The organism is Sphaerobacter sp., assembly GCF_019683595.1.
In the GTDB taxonomy this organism is placed as follows: domain Bacteria; phylum Chloroflexota; class Chloroflexia; order Thermomicrobiales; family Thermomicrobiaceae; genus Sphaerobacter.
This window is the reverse complement of the sequence record NZ_JADGHZ010000216.1, coordinates 1-5,300: the sequence shown is the minus strand read 5'-3', so window position 1 is coordinate 5,300 and position 5,300 is coordinate 1. Positions and strand designations below refer to the sequence as shown.

Here is a 5,300-nt window from a genome sequence, read left to right as displayed (position 1 = left end):
AGGGCCGAGCCGTAATGGTCGTGCTGCGGAACTATGAACCGGGCGATCTGGTCCAGATCAGCCGGCTGCGAGCTGCCGTGTACTCCCGCCATGACGACGAGCGGCTGGAGTGGCACGCGTCTGTGTGGCATTGGCTGGAGTCCCACCCGCTCGCCCCGGAGCATCTCCACCGTTGGGTCCTGGCTGACGGCGACCGCGTTGTCGGCTTCCTGGGCGCGGTGCCGCAGTACTACCGCATCCGGGGGAAGCGCGTCGTCGCGCATACTCCCACCGACTACATGGTCGATCCCGCCTACGGATTCCACGCGGTCAGCCTGATGCGCGCGTTCTTCCGGAACGTGGAGAACTGCGTCAGTGTCGACTGGTTGCCGTCGGTGATCCGGGTGCAGACCTGGCTGGGTGCGACCCAGGTGACCCATCTCCGGTACGCGGCCAAGATCTTGACCACGGCCAAGCTGCCGGTGTCGCTACCGGGTCCGCTCGACGGCGGTGTCAACCTGGCGCTCCGCGCGGCCGACCGGCTGCTGACTGTGGGGCGGAAGGGCGTGACGGTCAAGGTGCTCGACTCGTTCGACGAGCGCTTCGACCGCTTCTTCGAGTCCCTCACGGTGCGGATCGCCTGCCTCGCCGAGAAGGACGCGGCCTTTTTGCAGTGGCGCTACGGACCCTCGTCGCCGCAGCCGGCGGGACCGCTGCTGGGCGCCTTCGAGGGGGACGAGTTGGTGGGCTACGCCGTCTTGCGCGTGACCGCTACCGACCGATCGGGGTACATCATGGACCTCACGGCTCTGCCCGGTCGGCATGATGTGGCCGCCGCGTTGCTGCGCGCCTCGATTTGGCACCTCCGGGAGATGGGCGCGCACCTGATTCGGTACCGGTTCCTGCTGTCGTCGCTGGCGCCGCTGCCGCGGGATCTGTGGCGGCTGGGGTTCTTCACGCGTAAGCAGACGCATACCTTGCAGGTCAAGTTCGCCGATCCCGAGTTCCAGTTGGTGGCGACGAACCCGCTGAGCTGGGCGTATAGCGCCGGTGATGGGGAGTTGAGTTTCTGGGTCGAGTAGGGGATGCGATCCGACCAGGGTGCGCGACGACGTCGAGGATCACGTCGGCCGCGTTGTCAGGCGATCGCGGCTCAGGCCTGGTCCGTCCCGCGGGCCGGGGCGGCGGTGATCTGGTATCGTATCGTGGCGTCGCCCGTTGGGCCCCGGTCGCCCGATGTCCGGAGGTGCGGCTCTATTCCGCATGTCCAGCGGTCAGGATGTTTTCCGCCCAAGCGGGATCCCCGCTTGCGGGGAACGATGGTCGATCCCGAGCCGCTCCAGTCGGCGGTGGACGCGGCCAACTGGGCGTTTCGCTCTGGCGATGCATACAAGCTGATGGGTGAGTGACGGCGTACGCCGGGTGCAGCGCGCGTGCCGCCACATCCTCTGCATCCGGGAAGAGAGGAGCGGGTTCGACATGACGGTGGACGGCGCCGTGAAGGGTCCGATTCGCGAGTGGTTGATGGCCAACGCCACCGGCGGCCGGCCGGTGAGCGACGACCAACAGTTGATCCGGGACGGCCTGCTGACCTCCCTGATGGTGGTGGAACTGGTCCTCTTCCTGGAGCAACAGTTCGGCGTGGTCATCGACGACATGGACGTGAGCGAGGAGAACTTCGCGTCGGTCCAGGCGATCGCTGAATTGGTGGATCGGAAGCGCGCATGACGCATCGGGCAGTCTTCACGCTACACGACATGGCTCGCAACGCCGCCGAGCGTGATCCGAGCGGCATCGCGGTCGTCTCCGGGTCGGATCGGTACACCTTCGCGGACCTGCTCGGCGCGGCTGAGGCCATGGCCGCGGCGCTCGTCGAGCACGGCGTGCGGCTGGGGGATCGCGTCGCCATCTACGCGGAGAAGTCGTTCGAAGCGGTCGCCGCCATGGTGGCCGCGTCCCTGGCCGGCGCGGCCTATGTGAACGTCAACCCGCTCCTCCGGGCGCGCCAGGCCCTGCACATCCTGCGCGACTGCGATGTGCGGCTCGTCATCGGCGATGCGGAGAAGCTCGCCGGACTCGGCGAGGAGGCGCCCGAGCGCGCCTTCGTCATCGGCGACCAGGTGCCCGATGTCCCGCGCGCCGGGGGCTGGCTGACGCTGGCCGAGGTGCTGCGTGGGGATCCCGGCCGCGCGGCGCTGCCGCGGGTGCAAGAGCACGACATGGCGACCATCATTTACACCTCCGGCTCGACCGGCCTGCCCAAGGGCGTCGTCTTCAGCCAGCGGAACGTCGTCGTCGGGGCCGAGATCGTGGCGACGTACCTGGAGAACACCAGGGACGACCGCATTTTGTCGGTGCTGCCGTTCAGCTTCGACTACGGCATGAACCAGTTCACCACCGCTCTCCTGGTGGGCGCGACGCTGGTGCTCCAGCGCTCTGCCTTCCCGGCCGATGTGATCCGCGCGCTGCGTGAGTACGAGATCACGGGTCTGGCCGGGGTGCCGCCTCTGTGGGGGCTGCTGGTGCAGATGGGCCGGGAACTGGAGGAACGGCCGCTCACCTCCCTGCGCTACATCACCAACTCGGGCGGTCAGGTGCCGGCGGCGCACGTGGCGGAGCTCCGGCGGTTGCTGCCGAACACCAAGATCTACCTCATGTACGGCCTGACGGAGGCCTTCCGCTCGACGTTCGTGCCGCCCGACGAGCGGGACCGCGGCCCGGCCTGCATCGGGAAGCCGATTCCCAACACCGACATCTGGGTGTTGAACGAGAAGAACGAGCATTGCGCGCCGGGCGAGATCGGCGAGCTGGTGCACCGCGGGCCAACCGTGTCGCTCGGCTACTGGAACCGGCCGGAGGACACCGCGGAGCGGTTCCGTCCTAACCCCTTCGCACCGCCAGGGCTGCCGCACCCCGAGTGGGTGGTCTACAGCGGCGATCTGGTGTGGCGGGATGAGGATGGATTCCTGCACTTCGTGGGGCGCAAGGATAACCTGATCAAGACCCAGGGCTACCGGGTGAGCCCCGAGGAAGTGGAGGACGTGCTGATCGGCACCGGGTTGGTGCAGGAGGCCTGCGCCTTCGGGATGCCCGACCCTGACCACGGGCAGCACATCGTTGCGGTGGTGGTCCTGCGCGGCGACCAGGAGGCATCCGCCGACGAGGTGCGCCGTGCCTGTCTGCGGCAGGCACCACCGTACATGGTGCCCAAGGTGATCCAGATCCACCAGGGGATCTTGCCCCGGACGCCGTCGGGCAAGATCGACCGTCAGGCGGTGCGCGATGCCTACGCAGGTTGACCGAGCACTGGCCGCAGCCGAGCGGCTCGGAGGCTGGCAGCACGGAGTCTTCAGCCCCGGGGGCGTGTCTCTGGCCGACGTGGTCGAGCGTGCCGGGACGCCCTGCTACCTCTACCACGGTGGTGTGGTACTGGAACAGCTCGAACGGGTGCGGGCTGCGGTGGGACCGGATGTCGAGGTCGCTTACTCAGTCAAGGCCAACCCCAGCTTGGCGTTGACCCAGCTCCTGGCTCGGGCCGGGGCCGGCGCCGAGGTGGCCTCGGCGGGTGAGTTGCACCTGGCGCTTGCGGCCGGAGTCGACCCGGAGCGGATTGTCTTCGCCGGTCCGGGGAAGACTGAGGACGAGTTGCGGCGTGCCGTCCGCGCGGGCATCTTCGCGGTCAACGTCGAGTCGCTGGGCGAGATCGAGCGGCTCGCTCGGGTTGCCGAGAATGAGGGGCGCGACATCGGCATCGGGCTGCGGATCAACCCGGCCCAGCCGCTCATCGGCTCCCACATGCGAATGGGTGGAAGGCCGACCCAGTTCGGGCTCGACGAGGCGGACCTGGAGCGGGCGGTCGCGTTGGTCGAGTCAAAGCCGCGGCTCCGGCTGCGCGGGCTCCACGTCTACACCGCGACGCAGGTGTTCGACGCCGACGCGCTCGTGGAGCACGCCCGCAACGTCTTCGATCTCGCCACGCGCGTCGCGGACGCGGCGGGCCGCCCGCTGGAGATGATCGACTTCGGCGGCGGCTTCGGGATTCCCTACTTCGAGCACCTGGAGCCGTTCGACCTGGAGCGGTTCGGCGCCGGGTTCCGTCCCCTGCTGGATGAGCGACTCTCCGACCCACGACTGACCGGTGCCCGCTTCATCCTCGAGCTCGGCCGCTATCTGGTCGCCGAGGCGGGGGTCTACCTGACGCGCGTCGTCGACGTAAAGCAGTCGCGGGGCAAGACCTTCGTCGTGACCGACGGCGGGATGAACCACCACATCAGCGCGACGGGGAACTGGGGGCAGGTCTTCCGCAAGCCGTACCCGATTCTCAATGTGAGCGCCGATCCCTCCGCGGCGCTGGAACAGGCGGACCTGGTCGGTCCGTGCTGCACGCCGCTGGACATGTTCGGCACGGACATCCCGATGGCTCCGCCGCAGCCGGGTGACATCATCGGCGTCTTCTACAGCGGCGCGTACGGCTACAGTGCCAGCAGCCTGCGCTTCCTGAGCCACCCGGAGCCGGCCGAGGTGCTGGTCTGGCAGGGGGAGATTCACATCCTTCGGCCCGGAGGCCGACCGGAGGACGTGCTGTCCGGGCAGAGCGGGCTGCCCACCCGGTAGGGATGGGCACGGTTCGCACCCACGGCAGGCAGTGCGGTGGCGTGTGCCCGGGGCTAAAGCCGGCCGGGGCGGGTCTGGGCTTATTCCCAGGCATTGGATCCCGCCGCCCGACCCGTGCCCGGGGCTAAAGCCACCGGGCTGAGACGACGGCGAAGCCCACTGAAGGGGCTTGCGACTTGTACCCAGCAGACTGCCGGATCGGCTACGCCTGCATGTCGCCAACGCAGCCCCTTCAGTGGGCTTACTCATATTCAGCCCGGCGGCTTATGGAGTTTCACAACTGAATCGGGTAATGCTCGCCTCGGGAGGTCGGCGCTGGAGTCACGCGCGGAGCGGCGTTTTCCGCCGTCGCGTCGCGCCGGGCGGCATTCCTCGCCCACGTCGCTGACGGGTCGGAGACCGCATGGGCGTCCGTCGGCCTGTTGCCCGATTAAGTCGTGAAACTCCATGAGCCCCGGGCACGGGTCACGGCGAGGGATCCTTCGCACCACCCATCCCGGGGGGCTGACACCGGTGAGGAACCCACCCCGGCGCGCGGCTGAGGCAGCGCCATACCAAAGCGGCGGCTGGGGCCACCGCACTCCACAGCCGGCTTCAGCCGGCTTTCGTTGTCAGCCCGGCGCCTCCAGGCCCGGGCACGCGCCGACCGGCCGGACCCGATGCCGGGCTGTGCTCACTGCGACCCCAGCCCGCTCTAGAAGTTTGAT

At 68.5% G+C, this 5,300-nt stretch carries 4 protein-coding genes; all 4 read left to right on the top strand.

Annotated features, from left to right (window positions below):
• Window positions 1-1,061, top strand: a 1,061-nt coding sequence (locus IRZ30_RS15390) for a hypothetical protein (protein ID WP_294086408.1), incomplete at its 5' end; no start/stop codon positions are given.
• 397 nt (window positions 1,062-1,458) lie between these two features.
• Window positions 1,459-1,707: an acyl carrier protein gene (locus IRZ30_RS15385; protein WP_294086407.1), complete on the top strand. Its 249-nt coding sequence runs from the start codon at window positions 1,459-1,461 to the stop codon at window positions 1,705-1,707.
• Window positions 1,704-3,278: an acyl-CoA ligase (AMP-forming), exosortase A system-associated gene (locus tag IRZ30_RS15380; RefSeq protein ID WP_294086406.1), complete on the top strand. Its 1,575-nt coding sequence runs from the start codon at window positions 1,704-1,706 to the stop codon at window positions 3,276-3,278. Before IRZ30_RS15385 ends, IRZ30_RS15380 begins: the two co-directional genes overlap by 4 nt.
• Entirely contained in the window at window positions 3,262-4,593 is a 1,332-nt protein-coding gene (locus IRZ30_RS15375; RefSeq protein WP_294086405.1) for a type III PLP-dependent enzyme, read from the top strand. Before IRZ30_RS15380 ends, IRZ30_RS15375 begins: the two co-directional genes overlap by 17 nt.
• Window positions 4,594-5,300: the final 707 nt, after the last annotated feature.

Coding starts and splice junctions, on each gene's coding strand:
- IRZ30_RS15385 (WP_294086407.1), top strand. CDS start 1,459: ATGACGGTGGACGGCGCCGTGAAGGGTCCGATTCGCGAGTGGTTGATG.
- IRZ30_RS15380 (WP_294086406.1), top strand. CDS start 1,704: ATGACGCATCGGGCAGTCTTCACGCTACACGACATGGCTCGCAACGCC.
- IRZ30_RS15375 (WP_294086405.1), top strand. CDS start 3,262: ATGCCTACGCAGGTTGACCGAGCACTGGCCGCAGCCGAGCGGCTCGGA.